This window comes from Flavobacterium sp. 21.1 (assembly GCF_057801535.1).
This window is the reverse complement of record NZ_JBYNXA010000001.1, coordinates 308,394-329,832: the sequence shown is the minus strand read 5'-3', so window position 1 is coordinate 329,832 and position 21,439 is coordinate 308,394. Positions and strand designations below refer to the sequence as shown.

The following is a 21,439-nucleotide window of genomic DNA, read 5'->3' as shown; positions in this document are numbered from 1 at the left end:
TTCAATTTCATAGTCAGCCCTTCTGTTGCCTAAACTTTTCAGAAACAAATCAATATAAATACTTAAAAATCAAAAAATTAATTAAAATGAGCACTCAAACAGTAAATAAAGTCACTGTAGCATCCTTGCTTGTCGCACTTGGAATTATTTATGGCGATATCGGTACCAGTCCGTTGTATGTGATGAAATCGATAATAGGGAATCGTCCAATATCCGAATTATTAGTCTATGGCGGAGTTTCATGCGTATTTTGGACATTAACTTTTCAGACAACCTTCAAATATATTTTTCTGACGCTTTCGGCCGATAATAACGGAGAAGGAGGTGTATTTTCTTTATATGCTCTGGTAAAGAGATTCGGAAAAGGAAAACTTGTAATCCCTACCATTTTAGGAGCAACTACGCTTTTAGCTGATGGCATTATTACACCCCCAATTTCAGTGGCTTCTGCTGTGGAAGGTTTGGATGTTATTATCCCTGGAATTCCAACGATTCCCATTGTAATTGTAATTCTTTCTGCCCTGTTTTTCTTTCAGCGTTTCGGAACCCAGAAAGTAGGAAGTTTGTTCGGCCCCGCGATGGTGGTTTGGTTTAGCATGCTTTTAGTATTGGGAGTTTCGCAAATCATTCATCATCCGGAAATTATAAAGGCCTTAAACCCGATTTACGCTTATGAACTTTTGGTGCAATACCCACACGGATTCTGGTTGCTGGGCGCCGTATTTCTTTGTACGACAGGAGCAGAAGCTTTGTATTCCGATTTAGGACATTGCGGAAGAAAAAACATCCGTATCACATGGGGATTTGTAAAAGTTTCATTGTTGGTGAATTATTTAGGTCAGGCGGCTTGGCTAATGACGCAAACCAGTCCCAATCTTGGTGGCAGAAATCCATTTTATGCTATTATGCCCGAATGGTTTTTGATTGTCGGAATTATAATCGCCACAGCGGCAGCAATCATTGCTTCCCAAGCCTTGATCAGTGGTTCTTATACTTTAATAAACGAAGCAATTTCTCTGAATTTCTGGCCAAGAGTCGCCCTGAAAAACCCAACGGATCTGAAAGGACAAATTTACATTCCATCCATTAATGCCATTTTATGGGTTGGCTGTCTTATGATGATTCTCTATTTTAAGAATTCGGCGCATATGGAAGCGGCTTACGGTTTTTCAATTACGATTGCAATGCTCATGACGACTTTCTTATTAGGCTATTATATGATTTTTATTAAGAAAATGAAAATGAGTCTGGTCGCACCAATACTGATTATCTTTTCGATCATTGAAATTTCATTTTTTGTAGCCAATGTGGTAAAAATCAAAGAAAGATGGATGTTTTTGTTCTTCGAGCTTTTTATTTTCATGGTGATGTACGTTTGGTATTATTCCAGAAGACTTAATAATAAATTTTTGAAATTTGTCAATTTGGTCGAACAGACACCGATGTTGAAAGAACTAAGTGAAGACGATTCCATTCCGAAATATTCGACACATTTAATTTATTTGTCCAAAGCAGATCGAACTTATGAGATTGAAGAAAAGGTAATGAAATCCATTTTTGCCAAAAAGCCGAAACGAGCTGATGTGTATTGGTTTTTGCACATCAACAGAACGAATGAACCTTTTACGTTGAATTATGAAGTAGTGGAAATTTTAGACGATAAAGTCATCAAGGTGATTTTGAATGTAGGTTTCCGAGTGCAGCCTAAAGTAGAATTGTATTTCAAAAGGATTGTTCAGGAACTTGTGCAGAGAAAAGAACTGAGTCTGCATATCCGCCCCGATGGTTCTACAAAATACAATGCCGAACCGGATTTCAAATTTGTGATTATTGAAAAGTTTCTTTCAGTTGAAAACGAGTTTTCGATTAAACACGATTGGTTATTAACGTCTTATTTTATATTGAAAAGATTGTCTATTTCCGATGAAAAAGCATTTGGTTTGGACAGAAGTGATGTCGCGATTGAAAAAGTCCCTATGGTTTATCATCCGGTTTCCAATATTGCTTTGGAACGAAAATCGAGTTAAATTAGCTAAATGAAAAACAGTAAAAATAAAGTGATTTTCACATTGTTGCTTTTGATGAGCGGATTTTTTGTTTTAGCACAGGATACTATTCCTTCTTCAAAAGTGAAGATTGACTTTTCAGGATATATAGAAACGTTTTATACGTATGATTTCAATCGCCCCGAAGGTGTAAAACGACAAGATTTTCTTTATAATCATAACAGGCATAATGAGTTTAATGTGAATATGGCTTTGCTTAGAAGTGCCGTTTCTTACGAGAATTTTTACGCTAAAATTGCGATTCAGGCTGGAACTTATGTACAGGACAATTATGTAAATGAAGACATAAAGATTTTTAACGAAGCCAATATAGGCGTTTATCTTGACAAGTATCAGAAAACGAGTATCGAAGCCGGAATTTTCGCTTCGCATATCGGATTTGAAACGGCTGCGTCGGCAGGTAACCTAAACCTGACGCGTTCTCTTTTAGCAGAAGGTTCTCCGTACTTTTTAACCGGTGTAAAACTAAATTACAAACCAAACGAAAAATGGGCATTCGCAGGGATGCTGAATAATGGCTGGCAACGAATCAGTAAGCCTAATAGTAATGCACTTCCGGCTTTTAGCAGTCAGATTGTCTACAAATCTACTTCAAAAAGTACATTGAACTGGAGTACATTTGTTGGAGACGAACCAATAGGCCATAACCTGCGAACCCGTTATTTCAGCAATCTTTATTGGGATTATCAGTGGAGTGATAAATGGCGTATGATTGCAGGTTTCGATTACGGTTTACAAAAACGAATTGATGGAGACTGTTATGCGAACTGGTATAGCCCTGTTGTCATTATGCAATACGGTATTTCAGATAAATGGCAGATGGCTTATCGTTCAGAATATTATCAGGATAAGGAAAATATTGTGATTCCGGCAACTTACGGAAGTTTTAAAACCATCGGCAATTCGCTGAATCTGGATTTTCTTCCTAATGCTAAAGTAAAAATAAGGGGTGAGGCAAGATGGCTGCATTCCGATAATGAGAATTTTAAAACGCAAAGCGGTTATTCTAAAGAGAATGTATTTATCACCACTTCAATGTCATTTGAATTTTAAATAAAAAGGCTGTCATCAAGACAGCCTTTCACTTATTTTATAACGTAGATTAACAATCCGACATATTAACGGCTACTGCCAAACCTCCTTCGGAAGTTTCTTTGTATTTGTTGTTCATATCTTTGGCGGTTTGCCACATGGTATCTACCACTTTATCCAAAGGGACTTTTGCATTTTTAGGATCGGTTTCCATGGCTAATTCGGCTGCATTGATTGCTTTTATGGCACCCATTGTATTTCTTTCGATACATGGAATCTGAACCAATCCGCCAATCGGATCACAAGTTAAACCTAAATGATGTTCCATTGCGATTTCTGCGGCTACTAAAACCTGTTCCGGAGTTCCGCCCATCACTTCACATAAAGCTCCTGCTGCCATTGCTGATGATACTCCGATTTCAGCCTGACAACCTCCCATTGCTGCAGAAATGGTAGCACCTTTTTTAAAGATACTTCCAATTTCGCCGGCAACCATCAGGAATTGTTTGATCTGTTCTTCGTTAGCTTCGTGGTTTTCAATTACCAAGTAATACATTAATACGGCAGGGATAACTCCGGCACTTCCATTGGTAGGAGCCGTTACAACTCGTCCTAAAGAAGCATTCACTTCATTAACTGCCAAAGCAAAACAACTTACCCATTTTAAAATCTGACGGAATTTCACTTCGGTCATACGAATAGTTTCCAGCCAGGATTGCGGGTTGTCATACGGTAAAACGCCGATAAGGTTTTTGTGCATGTCATACGCGCGACGACGTACATTCAATCCGCCCGGTAAAGTTCCTTCAGTATGACATCCGATATAAATACATTCCAACATGGTATTCCATATGCGCATCAGTTCATGACTGATTTCTTCTTCGGAACGCATCGATTTTTCATTTTCGAAAACGATTTCGGAAATCTTCTTGTTTTCTTTCTGGCAATAGGCTAATAGTTCCTCCGCTTTTTCAATAGGAAAAGGGAAAGAACGCTTTATTTCTTTGTTTTCTTTTGAATGTTCTCTGTCTTCTTTTACCACAAATCCACCTCCGATAGAGTAGAAGGTAGAGGCATATTCCTCGTTGTCCGTGTATACCGTAAATGTCAGTCCGTTAGCATGGAACGGTAAGAAGTTCTTATTGAAGACGATGTCTTTTTCAAAATCGAAAGGAATAATGATTTCGTTGCCCAGAAAGATTTCCTTTTTGTTCTTGATAGCCGTGATGATCACATCAATGCTTTCAACAGGAATGTATTCAGGATCTGCACCGCTTAGTCCTAACATTACAGCCAAATCTGTAGCGTGACCTTTTCCTGTCAGCGAAAGCGAACCATATAAATCCACTTTGATACGGTTGATGTTATCAATCAGATTGCGTTCGCGGATTTCGGCAAGGAATTGTTCGGCAGCACGCCAAGGGCCTAAAGTGTGGGAACTGGAAGGTCCAACCCCGATTTTAAGCATATCGAAAACGGATATACATTCCATAATTTGTTCTGGTATTTATTCTTAAGAAAGATTTGTGCAACACAAAGATAAACCGATAATTTGACAGTTCATAACGTTTCACTTTTTTATAACAACCTTATTATTTGTCCCGATGTTTTAAAACAGGATTACAATTGTAATCCGTAAATGTACTAAAATCCAATTTTAAATTTTGGAGGCCTGTCAGTAACCTCAATTAAGTGCCAAATATAGGTTTTAAAGATTTAGATGAATAGGACCTAGTGTCATCCTGTCAGTTTTTTTAATTTCTTTTATTAGGAAATATGACATTTTAAGTGTTTTTTCTTCTTGGCACAATCATTGTCATTTTGCCTCTCGAGTTTCAAACTTTGAATTAAAATTAAACTATTATAAAAATGAGTAAGATTATTGGAATCGACTTAGGTACAACAAACTCCTGCGTATCCGTAATGGAAGGTGGAGAGCCGGTTGTAATTGCTAATGCCGAAGGAAAAAGAACAACACCGTCTGTAATTGCTTTTGTGGAAGGTGGCGAAATTAAAGTGGGTGATCCTGCGAAAAGACAAGCAGTAACGAATCCAACTAAAACTATCGCTTCTATCAAACGTTTCATGGGTAACAAATACACTGAAAGCGCTAAAGAAGCATCTACTGTTGCTTACAAAGTTGTTAAAGGTGATAATGATACTCCACGTGTTGATATCGACGGAAGACTTTATACGCCACAGGAATTATCAGCAATGGTACTTCAGAAAATGAAAAAAACAGCTGAAGATTACTTAGGTACTACAGTTACTGAAGCGGTTATCACTGTACCTGCTTACTTTAACGATGCTCAGCGTCAGGCTACAAAAGAGGCTGGTGAAATTGCAGGTTTAAAAGTACGCAGAATCATCAACGAACCAACAGCTGCAGCGTTAGCTTACGGTTTGGATAAATTAGGTCACGATCATAAAATTGCGGTTTACGACTTAGGTGGGGGTACTTTCGATATTTCTATCCTTGAATTAGGAGACGGTGTATTCGAAGTATTGTCTACAAACGGAGATACGCACTTAGGAGGTGACGATTTCGACCAGGTAATCATTGATTGGTTGGCAGGTGAATTCAACAGTGAAGAAGGTGTTGATTTACGTAAAGATCCAATGGCATTACAGCGTTTGAAAGAAGCTGCTGAAAAAGCTAAAATCGAGTTATCATCTTCTACACAGACAGAGATTAACTTACCATATATTACAGCTACGGCTTCAGGACCGAAACACTTAGTAAAAACGTTGACTCGTGCCAAATTCGAGCAATTGGCTGATACTTTGGTGAAACGTTCAATGGATCCGGTTGCTAAAGCGTTAAAAGATGCAGGTTTATCTACATCGGATATCGACGAAGTAATCTTAGTTGGAGGTTCTACACGTATCCCTGTAATTCAGGAGCAGGTAGAGAAATTCTTCGGTAAAAAACCATCAAAAGGGGTTAACCCGGATGAGGTTGTGGCAATTGGAGCTGCAATTCAGGGTGGTGTATTAACCGGAGACGTGAAAGACGTGTTGTTATTAGACGTTACGCCACTTTCATTAGGTATTGAAACTATGGGAAGCGTAATGACAAAATTAATTGAATCAAATACGACTATCCCAACTAAAAAATCACAGGTATTCTCTACAGCGGCAGACAATCAGCCTTCAGTGGAAATCCACGTGTTGCAGGGTGAGCGTCCAATGGCGAACGATAACAAAACTATTGGTCGTTTCCACTTAGACGGAATTCCGCCAGCACCAAGAGGAGTACCTCAAATCGAAGTAATTTTCGACATCGATGCTAACGGTATTATCCATGTAACAGCTGTTGATAAAGGAACCGGTAAATCACACGATATCCGTATCGAGGCTTCTTCAGGATTAACACAGGAAGAAATCGAAAGAATGCGTAAAGAAGCTGAGGTCAATGCTGAAGCTGACAAATTGGCTAAAGAAAAAGTAGACAAATTGAACGAGGCTGACGGAATGATTTTCCAGACTGAAAAACAATTGTCTGAATTCGGAGATAAATTATCAGAAGGAAACAAGTCAAACATCCAGGCTGCTTTAGATTCATTGAAAACAGCTTACGAAACTAAAGATGTTGATACTATTCAACCGGCTTTAGATGCTATCAATGAAGCTTGGAAAAATGCTTCAGAGGAAATGTACAAAGCGCAGGCTGAAGGACAAACGCACGAAGCACAACCACAAGCAGATGCTTCAGGAGATACAACTCAGGATGTAGACTTCGAAGAAGTGAAATAATCTTCTGAGATCATAAATTTAGAACCACGCTTAACGGCGTGGTTTTTTTATTTCGATTTTTGAAATGTTTGTATTTGTCAAAAAAAATTGTACATTTCCAAAACCAAGAAACCTATTAAACAACTTATGAAAAAAACACTTTTATTATTTGCATTAGTATTGATGACAGCTGTGGGCTACAGTCAGAAAAAGAAAAAAGGCAGTTCAAAAGGAACTTCTTCCGAAGTTTTAGCTAAATCGGATAAACTTAGCGCCGAAATTGTGAAAAACGAATTTCATCTCTATTTGACTGAAGGTGGTAAAAAAGAAGTGCTGTTTACCCGTCCGCTTGACTCCAAAAAGAAATTGTCTGAATGTAAAATTACCAGTTTCAAAGCAAAAGATACCCAGTTGTACTATATTTCCTGGATAGAAAAAGGAACTAACAAAACCGATCTGAAAACAGAAGACATGACCAGTACAGTTTCGGAAATCTGGGATGTAGCTACGAAAGCAAGAGTAGTTACCAATACACAGACCACTACCAATATTACCGAAAAAGTATTTTTGGATAAAGCCAAAGAAGTTTCTGAAACCCAACAAAGAAGAAGAAGCGAAGGATATGAGTTCAAATTGTTGCCAAACGGAGACATCCTTTTTAAAGGTAAATCTTCTGAAACGAAACAGACTTATGATGCAGCAGCAAAAAAATATGTTGCCGCAGGTAAGAAATAATATGATGAATTAAGCCGGTACTCTTACCGGCTTTTTTTATGTTAAAATATATCTTTTGATATTGGTGCAAACTACTGGACGATTAAAAACGCCAATAGAGAGATGAATTTTCGCAAAACAACTTTAATTACGATATTTACAGTCCTTAAATCAATTCTAAAATTATAAAACTATGATGAACAAAAATACAGTTTTAGGTTGGGCCACTTTTATCATGGTTATAATGGGATGTATATTGATCGGGCTTGCCATATATCGCTATGCGGATGTTGCCGGATGGGGCTTTGCTGCTGTCGGTATAGGATTCTTTGCCATAGCCTGGGTTTTTAATGCCTTAAAAGGAAGGGTATAAGCCGCTGCAGGTTACAAGGGTTTTTTACTATAATTAAATTTTTACAAAAGTCACAATTCAATATTCTTTATATTTTATTTGTAATAATTTACTTTATAACGATTATTAGTGAGTTTAATCGGATAAGTATGTTAAATTTTTCAAAACTACATACTTTTAGTCTTGCAAACAATCTAGCTGATAATTGAAATATGAAGAATTTTTTTACAGGTATAGGGCTTGTCCTGTGCGCTACGATTCTAAATGCGCAGGATGAACCGCCTAAAAAGAGCATGGAAATTTTCGGTTTCATTATGATGGATGCCGGATATAATTTCGATCAGATTCATCCGGATTGGTACGATGTTGTCAGACCGACAAAACTTCCTACGACTAAAAATGCGTATGGGACCGACGGTAACACCTATTTTTCCGTTCGTCAGACCCGATTAGGTTTCAAGAATTATTTTGATACCCCGATGGGCGAACTAAAAACTCACTTCGAATTTGAAATGTTCGGTACAGGGGACGATGCAGGACAAACCACCATTCGTCTGCGTCATGCTTATGCAGAGTTGGGTAAATTTGGAGTCGGACAAACCTGGAGCCCGTTCATGGATATTGACGTGTTTCCTAACACAGTGGAATATTGGGGACCTACAGGGATGGCTTTTTACCGAAATGTACAGATTCGCTATATGCCAATTCAAGGCGATACCCGTTTAACTATTGCTTTGGAAAGACCGGGAGCCAGTGCTGATCAAGGAGCTTATGCAGCTCGTATTCCAGACGATATAGCACCTCGTTTTCCATTACCCGATTTATCGTTCGAATACCGTTACGGAGCCAACTTTGGTTATTTGGAACTGGCAGGTATTGTGAGAAGTATACAATGGGATGATACCAATACTACAGATGGTAATGATTTTAGTGATGAGGTTGTCGGATGGGGACTTAACCTGAGTACCAATGTCAAATTTGGAAAAAGTACTGTTTTCAGAGGTGCAGTTCTCTATGGAGAAGGTATTGAAAACTACATGAATGACGCACCGGAAGATGTGGGAATTGAAAGAGATGATCCAAATGATCTTGCTTCTCCGCTTCATGGTGTCGCTTTACCTGTTTTAGGGATTACAGCCTTTATTGACCACAATTGGAACGAAAAATTCAGTACTGCCATCGGTTATTCAATGATTGATATCGATAATTCTAACGGACAGACAAAAGATGATTTCAGCAAAGGTCAGTACATCGCAGCCAATCTGATGTATTACCCAACTAAAAATGCAATGTTAGGAGTCGAATTCCAATGGGGGGACCGTACAAACTTTCATGAAGGCTTAGATCCTGTAGAGATTGATCCTTCTCAACTTATTGATGCTTCTATTACTAAGATTCAATTTTCTTTTAAATACAACTTCAGCGAAATATTCTACAAAAAAAATAATCAGTAACGCTTAATTTATCTGCTATGAAAACAACTATAGTTTCCGCAAGAACTGCAAAAATGATACTTCTTGCACTAAGTTTATTTTTTGGATTTATTGTTCAGGCTCAAAACTTACCTCGCGTAAAAATTCTTGCGACAGGTGGAACCATTGCCGGTGCCGGTGCCGCTGCGGATCAGGCAGGGTATAAAGCTGGTGCACTTCCGATTGATCAATTGTTAAGTGCCGTACCGCAAATACATAAATATGCTACTGTAACGGGTGAGCAGATTTCCAGTATCGGTAGTCAGGATATGAGTATTGAAATCTGGATGAAACTGAACAAACGCATCAACGAAATATTCAGTAAAAATGAGGCGGATGCCGTTGTGATTACGCACGGGACAGACACTCAGGAAGAGACTTCATTTTTCCTTAATTTAACGCTACGTAGCGATAAACCTGTGGTGTTTACAGGATCCATGCGTGCAGCAACAGCCATCAGCGCTGATGGGCCTAAAAATCTGTTTGATGCGGTAGTGGTTGCAGCAAGCCCGAAGAGTAAAGGCAGAGGTCCGATTGTAGTATTTTCAGAAAGTATTTTTGACGGAAGGGATATAGTGAAAACAAGTTCCACTCACATGGAAGCCTATACTGCTCCAAATGCCGGTCCGATTGGGCAGGTATATGATGCAAAACCGGTTTACTATACGGAATCTGCGCGTAAATCGGATAAAAACACTCCGTTTGATATCTCTGGAGTAACTAAAATGCCTCGTGTGGAAATCGTTTACATGTATGCTGACGCTAATCCTTCTTTAATCAATGCTTTAGTAAATGAAAAAGTCGACGGAATTATTATCGCAGGTGTCGGAAACGGAAATTTCAACAAAGCCTATTATGATGCTATTGACGCTGCAGTAAAAAAAGGGGTTGTAGTGTGCCGTGCCACCAGATGCGTCTCCGGACGAGTGGTTTTAAAAGACGAAGTTGACGATGACAAACTGGGAACCATTGTAAGTGACGATTTGAATCCTCAAAAAGCACGTATCTTACTAATGCTGGGTTTAACCAAAACCAAAGATAAAAAACAACTACAGCAATATTTCTTTGAGTATTAATCGCTCAGGTTACTAAATGTCCCTTGTAAAAACCATCGGAATGATTTTTAAAATTATTTCCGAGTAAAATAAAAAGTCATGAGAAAAGTAAAATATATCGCTCTTGTGTTGCTGATGATTGCTTCATCACAATATTCAATTGCTCAAGTCCGAACAGAAAAAGATTTGTTGGGTGAAAAGCAAATACCCGCTGATGCTTACTATGGCGTTCAAACGCTCAGAGCTTTGGAAAACTTTCAGGTTAGCGGAGTGAAGACTAATTTTTATCCCGATTATGTAAAGGCTTATGCCATGGTAAAACTTGCCGCTGCACGTGCTAATACCGAAGTCGGCCGAATGAAAAAAGAAAAACTCGATGCAATCGAGAAGGCCTGCAAAGCGGTGATGGACGGTAAATATCACGATCAGTTTTTAACCGATTTGTATCAGGGAGGTGCAGGAACTTCAGCTAATATGAATGCCAATGAAGTACTGGCAAACATCGCCCTTGAAATGATGGGGAAAAAGAAAGGGGAGTATCAGTATATCGAACCTCATGACGATTTAAACATGGGACAGTCCACAAACGATGTCTACCCAACAGCAATCCATATTGCACTGATTCTGCATAACGATAAAGTTATGAAGGAAGCACAATTGTTAGCACAGTCTTTCCATAAAAAAGGAGATCAGTTTAATCATCTGTTAAAGATGGGTCGTACAGAAGGACAGGATGCCGTACCAATGACATTGGGACAGGAGTTTCATGCCTTCGGATATCAGCTTGACGCAGCCATCGATGCCATGCGTAAATCAGAAGCCTATCTGTATGAAGTGAATATGGGGGCAACAGCAATTGGTACCGGACTTACAGCTACTCCGGGTTATGCTGAAAAATGTTCGGCACAATTAGCTAAAATCACAGGAAAACCAATTCATACATCTAAAGACCTTATTGCTGCAACAAGCAGTATGCAGGCCTTTGTAATGTATTCTTCTTCAATAAAAAATTTAGCTGTTACCTTATCTAAAATCAGCAGTGATTTAATCTTCCTGACCACAGGTCCGCGAACAGGTGTTTTTGAGATCAATTTGCCAGCACTTCAGCCCGGATCGTCAATCATGCCTGGAAAAGTTAATCCGGTAATGCCGGAATTGATGAACCAGATCTGTTTTAAAGCGATAGGTAATGATGTTACGGTTTCGATGGCATCTCAGGATGGACTTTTACAGCTGAATGCTTATGAGCCTGTTGTAGCTGTTGCAATTATGGAATCTCAGGCGTTGTTTTATAAATCAATGCCATTATTCCGTAAAAATTGCATTGACGGAATTACAGCAAACGAAAAAGTACTTCAAAATTATATTAATAGAAGTGTCGGAATTGTTACAGCTTTAAATCCTGTTCTTGGTTACGAAAAGACAACCGAGCTGGCAAAAGAAGCTCTTGAAACCAATAAAGGGATTCTTGAATTGATCCGTGAAAAGAAATTGCTTACCGAGGATCAGATTAAAAAACTGTTAGATCCTGCTGAAATGACGGGACAACAAAAAAAATAGTTGTGGAATTTGTTTCGGAGGAATCCGGAAATAAAATAGGTCCCAATGAAATTACATGTAGTGGAAGGCGAAAGCCAAGCAAAACAATCGAATAGGATAAAAAAAACCTTGTTATCACTGCTTTTTGTGGTAACAGGGTTTGTTTCGTTTGCACAAGATATTCCAAAAAAAGAGCCGTCTTTAGACGGAACTGAAGGAGAGGTTTTTAAGGAAAAGGATACGATTGCATCCGAAAAAAAATACTCAAGAATTAATGAATTCGAAAACGATTTTTCAACCTTGAGGTTTGGCGGCGGTTTCATGTACGAACATGCATTTTACAGTCAGGATGAAGAGAGTAAAGATCAAGTACAGTTATCTCCCGGATTTATTGTGAGGGATTTTAGGATCACCATGGGGGGTAAGTTAAAGACAGAAAGAGATATAAGCTGGAAAGTAGGGGTTATGTATGATGGAGCATCCAGAAGTTGGCTCGTGAGGGAAAGCGGTGTTATGATTGGATTTCCGAAATTATACGGACATATTTTCTTCGGAAGGACCAAGGAAGGATATTCGTTAAGTAAGGTAATGAACGGTTATTCAATGTGGCATGTGGAAAGAGCCATGGCTATAGATATCATTCCGATACTCGCAGATGGAGTGAAGTATATGGGGTTTCTTCCAAAACAAAAAATAAACTGGAATATTGGTTATTTTAATGATTTCATATCTGAAAAACAAAGTTTTTCAAAATATAGTTGGCAATTCGTTTCCAGAATTGGCTATCTGCCTATTTATACTGATGCTTTAAAACCAGTAATGCATATAGGGGTTAATTATAGATATGGAGAAGTTAAAGGCGGTAAATTGCAGGTAAGGTCACGGCCAGAGGTTAATGGGGCACCTTATTTCGTAGATACAGGAACGTTTTCTGTAAATAACTCAAATCATATTGGGGGTGAATTTTATTATAGGTCGGGAGCTTTCCTTTTAGGGGCTGAGTATAATCTCCACATGATGAATTCGCGAGAAACAAACAATCCGATATTCAAGGGAGGTGAAATGTTTTTGGCTTACTCGATTACAGGAGAAGTAAGACCCTATTTGAGTAACCCTGGGATATTTACCTTTCTTAAACCAAAAAAATCAGTTTTTGAAGGGGGATGCGGAGGCTGGGAGGCAATTCTTCGTTTTTCTTCCCTCGATCTGACTGACGGAACGTTACAAGGTGGTGAATTTTGGAGAATTACGCCGATGGTTAACTGGTATCTTTCTGAAAACCTTCGATTCTATTTTGCTTACGGATATGGTGTCTTAGACAAGGACAATCAGAAGGGATCTACTAATTTTTTCCAAAGTCGTGTATTGATTATGTTGTAGCGGATTTGAAGCATTACATTATATACATCAGGACAACATGATGACTTAAAATAAATACATTATCATGAAAAAAAACTATTTTGGAAAAAGGATAATGTCTTTCTCTCTGTTGTTATTTACGATTCTGATTTACAGTCAGTCTAAAGGAAAATCTGCCGATGCCATGTCTAAAGAAAATATTGAAGCCGTTTTAAAAGAAGCTTACTCAAAATTTAAAGATATAAAAGAGGGTAAGAACGCAGATTATATTAAAGAGCTTGCTAATGTAGATCCGAATATTTTCGGAATTGCGTTGGTAACCGCCGAGGGGAAAATTTACACGATCGGAGATTATGATTCCCTGGTGTCTATGCAAAGCATAAGCAAAGCTTTTGTAATGGCGCAGGTCATCGAAGAGCATGGTCATCAGGTCATTCAGGATAAAATTGGAGTGGATGCAACGGGCTTGCGTTTTAATTCCATAATAGCCATTGAAGAACATAAAGGGAGAGAAATAAATCCGCTCGTAAATCCCGGAGCCATTGCGGCAACAAGTATGGTCAAAGGAATTGATTCCGTTGCAAAATGGAAAAGCATTCTAGATAAACAAAGTGAATTTGCCGGCAGGACTTTAACCATGAACAAACCTGTATACAAAAGTGAAGCCAGTGATAATCTGCGAAATCAGGCAATTGCCCATTTGCTTTTTGCTTATGGCAGAATGTATTTCGATCCGGTTCAGGCAACGGATATCTACACGAAGCAATGCGCTATTAATGTAAGTGCAAAAGATCTTGCTGTAATGTCGGCTACTTTAGCGAATGGCGGAGTTAATCCTGTTACAAAGAGGAAAGTAGTATCACCCGAAACCGTAATGTATACGCTTCCGGTTATGGCCACAGCAGGACTTTATGATGATTCGGGAATTTGGTTTTACAATTCCGGGTTACCGGCAAAAAGCGGTGTAGGAGGCGGTATCATAGCGGTTTGTCCCGGAAAGTTCGGGATCGGAGTAGTTTCACCTCCATTAGATGCAACCGGCAATAGCTTGAAATCCCAATTGGTCATTAAATATGTGGTGGAGCAGTTAAAAGCAAATCCGTATTTGATACAACCTAAATAATTTTAATCGTGTCAGCCTGTTGAGTAGTTGTAGACCAGCAGGTTTTATTTTGTGTTTAAGTTTTTAATTGAAAAAGGGATGTGTAGTTATTTAAAAACAGTGAAAGTCTTTGCTATTATGGTCTTTCCATTGTTTTTGTATGCCCAGATCCCTGAAAAAAAAACAGACTCCATTCCTTCCCTGGAACGCGATACGGTACCAAAAGTTGTTGTGGCAGAAGTGGATACCACACTTTCCAAAAAAGAAAAAAAAATCCGAAAAGAGGCATTTACGCCCGATATTCTGCACTTGATAAATGGGGACAGGTTAACCGGTAAAATTCTATCGTTCCAACAAGGAAGGTTAAGTTTTGATGCACAGGGACCCGGTGTTGTTTCGATAAAATGGTACAAAATATTTTCTATCGATGGCGGAAGCAAAATATATAAAGTGGAAAATATTTACGGCGAAATTTTCATCGGAAAAATAGCGAAATCTACAGTTATGGGAGAAATAATTGTTTTAACCGGACCGGATGAAATTATCGAATCAAAAGAAACAGCCGAGTCAAGTGCAACAGCTGAGCCAAGGGAAGTTTTGCCAAAGGGAAAAGTAATTAAGTTTGAAGAAATTTTGAGAATTTTTCCTCTTGAAGAAAAATGGTATGAAGGATTTAAAGGCGATATTGGTGCAGGGGTCAGTTATACAAAATCATCGGAAGTATTACGGATCAGTGGCGAGAGTAATCTTTTTTATGTTATTTCACGCTGGCGGTTTGTCAACAATTTCTCCTATATAGCTACATCAACGGAAAGCGCACCGTATTCGGTGAGGATCCAGGAGAATTTACAGGAATTCTATTCGTTATACAGAAGATGGGTTTTGTATCAGGCCAACGCATTTAACAGAAATGACGAATTGGGTATCGACTCAAAGATATCATTTGGTTTCGGAATCGGAAATAATCTAATAATTACCGAACGTCAACGATTACTTTTGTTTACAGGTTTTTTACAAAATTTCGAAGACAATATCGAAACGGAGAAATTCATTGCTAACAGTGAGTGGCCTGTAACATTACAGCATACAGTTTACAGCTTTATAAGTCCGAATCTTTCTTCCACATTAAAGGCTGGTTCCTATGTGGGAATCACCGAAAAAGACAGGTATCGTTTTGATCTTAGCGCAGATCTCACCTGGGAAATTATAAATGACTTCAAAATACAATTCACTTTTTATTACAATTATGATAATAAGAATATCGTCGGTAAAAACACAAAAGAAGATAGTGGTACAGAACTGTCGCTTATATTGGAACTGAAGTAGAAAATAGAATTGCAAAATCGTCTTTTAAATTCCTTTATTTAAACCTATATTTGTCGGTGTTTTTTCAGCATTTCATATTCTTTTGATTTTATTTGGATCATCAGCTGTGAAATTTAAAAAAAAAACAATAATCAATTAAAAATCAAATCTTAAAAACAAACAATAAAGTATGTCAGACGATAAGAAGGTAATATTTTCGATGTCGAAAGTAAGCAAGACTTACTCAAGTTCGAATAAGCAGGTTTTAAAAGACATTTATCTGAGTTTTTTCTACGGGGCTAAAATCGGTATCCTTGGTTTAAACGGTTCAGGTAAATCCTCATTATTGAAAATTATTGCGGGAGTTGATAAAAACTATCAGGGTGATGTGGTTTTCGCGCCGGGTTACACTGTTGGGTATTTAGAGCAGGAGCCGCAGTTAGATGAAAATAAAACGGTTATTGAAATAGTTCGTGAAGGTGTTGCTGAAACTATGGCCATCTTAGACGAGTTCAATAAGATCAACGATATGTTCGGGCTTCCTGAAGTTTACGAAGATGCTGATAAGATGCAGAAGTTAATGGATCGTCAGGCAGACCTTCAGGATAAAATCGATGCGCATGGTGCATGGGAAATCGACACAAAATTGGAAATCGCAATGGACGCATTACGTTGTCCGGATGCTGATACGCCAATCAAAGTATTGTCAGGAGGAGAGCGTCGTCGTGTGGCATTATGCCGTTTACTATTACAACAGCCGGATGTATTATTATTAGATGAGCCTACCAACCACTTGGATGCTGAATCTGTACACTGGTTGGAGCAACACTTACAACAATATCAGGGAACTATCATCGCTGTAACGCACGACCGTTATTTCTTGGATAATGTAGCAGGATGGATTCTTGAATTAGACAGAGGTGAAGGTATTCCATGGAAAGGAAACTATTCGTCTTGGTTAGAGCAGAAGTCAAAACGTATGGAGCAGGAAGAGAAAGTGGCTTCCAAACGCCGTAAAACATTAGAACGTGAGTTGGACTGGGTAAGACAAGGTGCGAAAGGCCGTCAGACCAAACAAAAAGCACGTCTTCAAAATTACGACCGTTTGTTAAATGAAGATCAGAAAGAACTTGACGAAAAATTAGAGTTATACATCCCTAACGGACCACGTTTAGGAACTAATGTAATCGACGCTAAAAATGTTGCAAAATCGTATGGAGATAAGATCCTTTATGATGATTTAAACTTTACATTGCCGCAAGCAGGTATCGTTGGAATTATCGGACCAAATGGTGCAGGTAAAACAACCATCTTTAAAATGATCATGGATGAATTACAACCGGACAGCGGAGAATTCACTACAGGAGACACGGTAAAAATTGCTTATGTGGATCAGTCGCATGCCAATATCGATCCAAACAAATCCATCTGGGAAAACTTCTGTGATGGTCAGGAATTGATCATGATGGGAGGACGTCAGGTAAATTCAAGAGCTTATTTGTCCCGTTTTAATTTCGGTGGAAGTGATCAGAACAAAAAAGTGGCAACACTTTCAGGAGGGGAGCGTAACCGTCTTCACTTGGCGATGACCTTAAAAGAAGAAGGAAACGTACTGTTACTGGATGAGCCAACGAACGACTTGGATATCAACACGCTTCGTGCTTTAGAAGAAGGTTTGGAGAATTTCGCCGGATGTGCGGTAGTAATTTCCCACGACCGTTGGTTCTTAGACCGAATCTGTACACATATTTTAGCATTTGAAGGAGACTCTCAGGTGTACTTCTTCGAAGGAGGTTTCTCAGATTACGAAGAGAACCGTAAAAAACGATTAGGAGATGTGGCTCCGACCCGACTTAAGTACAAAAAACTTATTAGAGGATAATAAAAAACAAGGCGGCCTTCGGGTCGCTTTTTTTTAACAATTTTTATTTTGTTTATGATATTTTATTGATGTTATTTGATTTTTGTTTATTAAATTAACACTTTTAAAATATTGATGATCAAAAACATATTAAAATTCTTTCTTTTCCTTTTACTGCTGACTTTTCAGGGGGCGATCGCTCAATCCGAAAATGTCAACCGTAAAGCTATTTTGGATCTTTTGTCCAAAGCAGGAGAGCATTTTAATAATTTAGAATGTAATAAGTCCTTGTCTTATGCAAAAAAAGCATTGAATGAAGCTTATAAAGCAGAAGACAATCATTTGATTGCGCGCTCCTATAATCTTATCGGATTGAACTTTGAAGAGTTTTCAGATTATAATAAAGCAATTGGGTACTACAACAAAGGACTGAAATTCGCAAACCTGACAAAAAATGATACCTTAAAAGCATGGCTTAATAACAACCTCGGAAATTTATACTGCTACCGAAAAGTCAATTTCGAAAAAGGAATTTCAAATTATAAGAAGGCACTATACTATGCCGAGAAGATCAAAGACCCGAATGAAATCGTATTTTCAAATCTGAATATTACTTCAGCTTATTTCGGACATAATGAGTATGAAGCAGGATATCATTATTTAAAAGTCGCAGAACCACTTGTAAAAGAGATCAATATTATGGAAGCAACACTTTCCATGAAATCGTTATTTGGTTCGTATTATACTTTTAAAAATAAATTTCCGGAAGCGGAAGCTGCTTTTAAAGAAGCATTAAAAGTTAGTGAAAATAATTCTGTTGAGTTTCTGGACGCAAACATTGCCAGTCTGTATGAAGATATGTCCGCTTATTATCTGAAAAGGAAGGATTATAAAAATGCCTATCTGTATCTGGAAAAGCATAACGAACTGGATCATAAAATTTATAATCTGGCGCGAACCAAAGAAGTGAATCTGGCTGGTTCAAATATTGAACTGGACGAATACAAAAGGGAAATCGATAAAATTGAAAATGAGAAGCTTGAACAAATGGACAGACTAAAACAAACTCGCATAATCGTTGTGATGTTTATTTTCATCTTTATCATTCTGCTTTTGTTGGTTTATACATTGTATAAGAACAATCAGCTTCGAAAAAAATCAAACAAAGAATTAAAAGAGGCAAATGAAGAACTGATGATCGCCAAAGAGCAGGCGGAAGAAGCATCCTTGTTAAAATCCCAATTTATTTCAACGATCACGCATGAACTTCGCACACCTTTATACGGAGTGGTAGGGATCACCGATATGATTTCCGATGAACATAAAGAACTTAAGAACAGTACTTACCTTAAATCACTGAAATTTTCTGCTAAATATTTATTGTCGCTGGTAAATGATATTCTTCAGGTGTATAAAATCGAAGAAAAGAAAATCGTTTTGGAGAATTCCATTTTCAATCTTTCTGATGAATTGAATTCAATCGTTGACAGCTTGCAGTTTTTGGCGGTAAAAAACAACAATCAATTATTGTTGGAAGTGGACGAAACTATTCCGGAATTTATTATTACCGATAAAGTCCGTTTGTCTCAGATTTTTATGAATTTAGTAAGCAACTCGCTGAAATTCACAAAAGACGGTCAGGTTAAGATTAGTGCTAAACTGGAGCGTAATGAGGCTTCCTTCAGTTTTATCACTTTTAAAGTTATTGATAACGGAATCGGAATCGCAAAAGAACATCAGAAAAAAATATTTGAAAAATTTGTTCAGATCGAGCGAAAAGAGGATGATTATCAGGGAACAGGTTTGGGATTGTCCATAGTTAAACAGCTGATCTCATTATTCGGAAGTGAAATCCATTGTGAGAGTGAGGAAAATATCGGTACACAAATGATCTTTACGATAGGTTTTGATACTGACGAAGAGCATCGTAATAACTTACTTAAAAACCTGGAAGTTGATTTCTCGGAAGAGCATACATATAAAATCCTGGTAGTTGAAGACAATAAGATCAACCAGATTGTAACTAAGAAAATATTAGATATCCGTCATTTCGAAAGCGTTATCGTAGATGATGGTTATGAAGCAATCAAAATATTGGAAAACCAGGTTTTTGATGTCATTTTAATGGATATCAATATGCCTAAAATCAATGGTTTTGATACTTCCAAGCAGATAAGAAAAATGGGAGTAAAAACGCCGATAATTGCAGTCACGGCTTTTGATAAACAGGAAATCATGGAGCAGATCGTTGCTTCCAAAATGAATGAAGTTATCGTAAAACCGTTTGAACCTAATCATTTATACAGAATGATCGTTCATCTTTCAGATAAGAAGGATGAAACTGCAAGAACAAAAATGAAATAGGAGATATCCATACCTAAAAAACAAAACCATGAAGTTTATGATTATAGGCTTCATGGTTTCTTTTTTTATTCCAATCGGTAAGATTAGTGGATAGGAATGTTTTTTTTAGCTTTTGAACTTCTATTGTTGTTCTTCGGAATAGTCACATGTAAAATTCCGTCTTTGTAAACAGCATCAATTTTTTCTTTTTCGGAGGCATCAGGAAGATGGAAAGAACGGTGGAATGAACTGTAATTGAATTCTTTTCGTGTATAATTACCTTTTTTGTCAGTTTCCTCAAATCGTTCTTCTTTTTCAGAAACAATGGAAAGTATTTTATCTTCCATTTCAACTTTAAAATCTTCTTTTTTCATTCCCGGCGCAGCCAAATCAATGTTATATTCCCTTTCTGTTTCAGATAAATTAACAGAAGGAATTGTGCTGCCCATATCACCAAAATTTCGTAATCCCCATTCTACCATATTTTTTGGAAAGAACTCTTCTAAAAAGGTATATGGGGTCGATCTAAAATCTTTTTTTGCTAAATGTCCCATAACTTTTAGATTTAAATTAAAAAATACCTTTTTTTAAAGTTACGAAAAATGATGAGTTGCTAATAATAATAAATTATTAAAATCTGATATTTAATCATTTATGGTTTTAAAGCTTAAATCTTATTAGATATTGATGGCTATGTTTCAGAAGTAAAGGTCATAGCATTAACAAATACATCCACTAACTATTTAAATTTAAAAAGAAAACCAAGCCCGGTCTGATTACCATTGTAAAAAGGAACAACACCTACCGATTCAACATTATTATTTCGCTTTGTAAATAATTTGTTCGTGTATGGAAAAATCCAATAAGCAATTTTAGTTCCCAAAATTCCTATACCGGCTCCCGCTGCAACATCCGTTAACCAATGCCGATTGTTAAGCATGCGATAAATGCCCGTTGCTGTTGCAACTGCGTAACCTGAGACACCATACCAAATTGAAACATCTTTATATTCCTGAAACAAAAACTCCGCTCCGGCAAAGGCAGTTGCGGTATGACCCGAAGGAAAAGAATATTGTCCGCCATCAGGACGGTTTACATCGGTAATATGTTTAAGTCCGGTAACGCTCGCCGCTACAAATAGGTAAGACGTGCCCAGGATGATACTCCTGTCTTTCAAATTATTTTTTCCCGCAACTCCTACATTGTTTAAAACATAAACTGATGCTGCGGGTGCATACTGCATAAAATCGTCAATAGAAACCTTTTCGTCAATGTGCTCGTTGACCTCGGTTTTTACCTGATCATTAAAACCAAGTAATTCAGGATTTTCAAAACCGATAATTCCGTATCCGATTAAGACAGTCGGGATTATTAATTGTTTGTAATTGAACTTAAGATTGCTTTTTGCAATAGAATCATTCTGTTTGTAGTTTTGAGCATTTACGCAACAAAACTTTATCAGAATAAGCACTATGATGATTCTTCCCTGCAGCATACAAAACTA

The 21,439-nt window shown here is 37.7% G+C and carries 16 protein-coding genes; 13 read left to right on the top strand and 3 right to left on the bottom strand.

Annotation, left to right across the window (positions count from 1 at the left end; all coding sequences use genetic code 11):
- Positions 1 to 86 precede the first annotated feature (86 nt).
- Positions 87 to 2,027: a KUP/HAK/KT family potassium transporter gene (locus AC3E9U_RS01455; protein WP_488745125.1), complete on the top strand. Its 1,941-nt coding sequence runs from the start codon at positions 87 to 89 to the stop codon at positions 2,025 to 2,027.
- Between the two features lie 9 nt (positions 2,028 to 2,036).
- A complete protein-coding gene (locus AC3E9U_RS01450) occupies positions 2,037 to 3,119 on the top strand; it encodes a porin (RefSeq protein WP_488745124.1) in 1,083 nt (360 codons plus the stop codon).
- Between the two features lie 49 nt (positions 3,120 to 3,168).
- Here the strand turns inward: AC3E9U_RS01450 and AC3E9U_RS01445 are convergent, their stop codons facing one another.
- A complete protein-coding gene (locus AC3E9U_RS01445) occupies positions 3,169 to 4,590 on the bottom strand; it encodes an L-serine ammonia-lyase (RefSeq protein WP_488745123.1) in 1,422 nt (473 codons plus the stop codon).
- 377 nt (positions 4,591 to 4,967) lie between these two features.
- On the opposite strand from AC3E9U_RS01445, the gene dnaK reads away from it, so the two are divergent.
- The 11 genes from dnaK to AC3E9U_RS01390 all read left to right on the top strand — a co-directional run bounded on the left by dnaK (position 4,968) and on the right by AC3E9U_RS01390 (position 19,956).
- Positions 4,968 to 6,854: a molecular chaperone DnaK gene (dnaK, locus tag AC3E9U_RS01440; protein WP_488745122.1), complete on the top strand. Its 1,887-nt coding sequence runs from the start codon at positions 4,968 to 4,970 to the stop codon at positions 6,852 to 6,854.
- 126 nt (positions 6,855 to 6,980) lie between these two features.
- A complete protein-coding gene (locus AC3E9U_RS01435) occupies positions 6,981 to 7,568 on the top strand; it encodes a hypothetical protein (protein ID WP_488745121.1) in 588 nt (195 codons plus the stop codon).
- A gap of 175 nt (positions 7,569 to 7,743) precedes the next feature.
- Positions 7,744 to 7,920, top strand: a complete 177-nt coding sequence (locus AC3E9U_RS01430) for a CAL67264 family membrane protein (protein WP_488745496.1) — start codon at positions 7,744 to 7,746, stop codon at positions 7,918 to 7,920.
- Between the two features lie 191 nt (positions 7,921 to 8,111).
- Positions 8,112 to 9,353, top strand: coding sequence for a DcaP family trimeric outer membrane transporter (locus AC3E9U_RS01425; protein ID WP_488745120.1), 1,242 nt, complete (start codon positions 8,112 to 8,114; stop codon positions 9,351 to 9,353).
- Positions 9,354 to 9,370: 17 nt separating this feature from the next.
- Positions 9,371 to 10,447, top strand: coding sequence for a type II asparaginase (locus tag AC3E9U_RS01420; RefSeq protein ID WP_488745119.1), 1,077 nt, complete (start codon positions 9,371 to 9,373; stop codon positions 10,445 to 10,447).
- A 138-nt stretch (positions 10,448 to 10,585) separates the two neighbouring features.
- Positions 10,586 to 11,986 carry an aspartate ammonia-lyase gene (locus AC3E9U_RS01415; protein ID WP_488745495.1) on the top strand — a complete coding sequence of 467 codons (1,401 nt, stop codon included), beginning with the start codon at positions 10,586 to 10,588 and terminating at the stop codon, positions 11,984 to 11,986.
- Positions 11,987 to 12,031: 45 nt separating this feature from the next.
- Complete coding sequence (locus AC3E9U_RS01410; protein WP_488745118.1) at positions 12,032 to 13,345, top strand: OprO/OprP family phosphate-selective porin; 1,314 nt, start codon at positions 12,032 to 12,034, stop codon at positions 13,343 to 13,345.
- Positions 13,346 to 13,409: 64 nt separating this feature from the next.
- Positions 13,410 to 14,447 carry a glutaminase A gene (glsA, locus tag AC3E9U_RS01405; protein WP_488745117.1) on the top strand — a complete coding sequence of 346 codons (1,038 nt, stop codon included), beginning with the start codon at positions 13,410 to 13,412 and terminating at the stop codon, positions 14,445 to 14,447.
- A gap of 99 nt (positions 14,448 to 14,546) precedes the next feature.
- Entirely contained in the window at positions 14,547 to 15,752 is a 1,206-nt protein-coding gene (locus tag AC3E9U_RS01400) for a DUF481 domain-containing protein (RefSeq protein WP_488745116.1), read from the top strand.
- A gap of 169 nt (positions 15,753 to 15,921) precedes the next feature.
- Positions 15,922 to 17,613, top strand: a complete 1,692-nt coding sequence (gene ettA, locus AC3E9U_RS01395) for an energy-dependent translational throttle protein EttA (protein ID WP_488745115.1) — start codon at positions 15,922 to 15,924, stop codon at positions 17,611 to 17,613.
- 114 nt (positions 17,614 to 17,727) lie between these two features.
- Positions 17,728 to 19,956, top strand: coding sequence for an ATP-binding response regulator (locus AC3E9U_RS01390; RefSeq protein ID WP_488745114.1), 2,229 nt, complete (start codon positions 17,728 to 17,730; stop codon positions 19,954 to 19,956).
- 83 nt (positions 19,957 to 20,039) lie between these two features.
- Here AC3E9U_RS01390 and AC3E9U_RS01385 read toward each other — a convergent pair whose 3' ends face one another.
- Together AC3E9U_RS01385 and AC3E9U_RS01380 are read right to left on the bottom strand one after the other, a co-directional pair.
- The gene (locus AC3E9U_RS01385; protein ID WP_488745113.1) at positions 20,040 to 20,489 is read right to left on the bottom strand and encodes an Hsp20/alpha crystallin family protein; all 450 of its coding nucleotides are present in this window, start codon (positions 20,487 to 20,489) and stop codon (positions 20,040 to 20,042) included.
- A gap of 185 nt (positions 20,490 to 20,674) precedes the next feature.
- Positions 20,675 to 21,430, bottom strand: coding sequence for a phosphatase PAP2 family protein (locus AC3E9U_RS01380; protein WP_488745112.1), 756 nt, complete (start codon positions 21,428 to 21,430; stop codon positions 20,675 to 20,677).
- Between the last annotated feature and the right edge of the window lie 9 nt (positions 21,431 to 21,439).